Raw genomic sequence first — 1,091 nt, 5'->3', positions numbered from 1 at the left:
TCGATGCACCCATCTACACCGCCAAGCGCCGCGAGTGCAAACAGCAAGCCTTCACGAGTGGAACGTGCGGCGGCCGACCGGCCTCTGCTTTTAAGGAGAGAAACTGCCGCGCGATGTCGCGCATCGAAGCGACCGCCGATGCTGCCCGTCATCGCGAGGATGATCAGGACATTTCAGGCCTACAGCGCCCTTTGCGGGCATGGCGCCCCGGCTGCATCACCACAGCGCGACGCCGTGGGCTGCGGCCGGAAGCTCGTCTCTTCGGACTGGCGCACCAGTTCGGCAAAGAGCAGCGCGAAGCTTCCCAGCATCAGGAAGACGATGATCAGGCGTGTTACCGGCAATATGTCGGCCTCGACTGGCTAGCCCCCACGCCACCCATCCACTGCCGGCTAACATGACCGATCCGGCTTTACGAGACTTTAAGGCCCGTCTTAACCATCACATTCGCGTAGCCTTTGACATGATACGCGAACGGCATGCCCGCATCCGCCGACCGGCATGGCCGTATCATCCGGGATGGCGTTGCCATCCGGGATGGTACCTCCCTTTGCAGACGTACCCCGCCCATGCTACCCCGGCGCTGGCGCGGCCCAGCAACCGGCCGCTGCCAATCGGTCGTCATCGGGGAGCCATGAGCAAAGCCGCCAGCCGCATCGCCTTCGTCTCGTCCGACACCGCTGACGCCAAGACGGCGCTGGAAAGCCTGTCGGTGCGCTATGGCCAGTCTTCCGTCGAGGAGGCCGGGATCGTCGTTGCGCTTGGGGGTGACGGGTTCCTGCTGCAGACCCTGCGCGACACGATGGGGACCGGCAAGAAGGTCTACGGCATGAACCGTGGCACCATCGGCTTCCTGATGAACGAGTATCGTTCCGGTGGCCTCACCGAGCGTCTCGAGGCCGCCGTCGCCGAAACGATCCGCCCGCTGGAGATGCTGGCCGTGACCTCGGAAGGCGAAACGATTTCAGCACTGGCGATCAACGAGGTGGCGCTGTGGCGCCAGTCGTACCAGACGGCCAAGATCCGCATCACCGTCGACGAACAGGTCCGGCTTGAGGAACTGAACTGCGACGGCGTCATGATCGCAACCC

1 protein-coding gene and 1 pseudogene are annotated in these 1,091 nt (G+C 63.9%); both read left to right on the top strand.

The window, feature by feature from the left end; translation table 11 throughout:
* Nucleotides 1-401 (top strand): hypothetical protein (locus EN893_RS38840; protein WP_206640250.1); only part of this gene is annotated, 401 nt, incomplete at its 5' end.
* Nucleotides 402-634: 233 nt separating this feature from the next.
* A pseudogene (locus tag EN893_RS35195) lies at nt 635-1,091 on the top strand (NAD(+)/NADH kinase); the annotation flags it as partial.

Origin of the sequence: Mesorhizobium sp. M7A.F.Ca.CA.004.04.2.1 (assembly GCF_004022825.1) — a bacterium.
In the GTDB taxonomy this organism is placed as follows: Bacteria; Pseudomonadota; Alphaproteobacteria; order Rhizobiales; family Rhizobiaceae; genus Mesorhizobium.
Note: the sequence above shows the minus strand (reverse complement) of the source record. Positions and strands in the feature narration are given on the sequence as shown.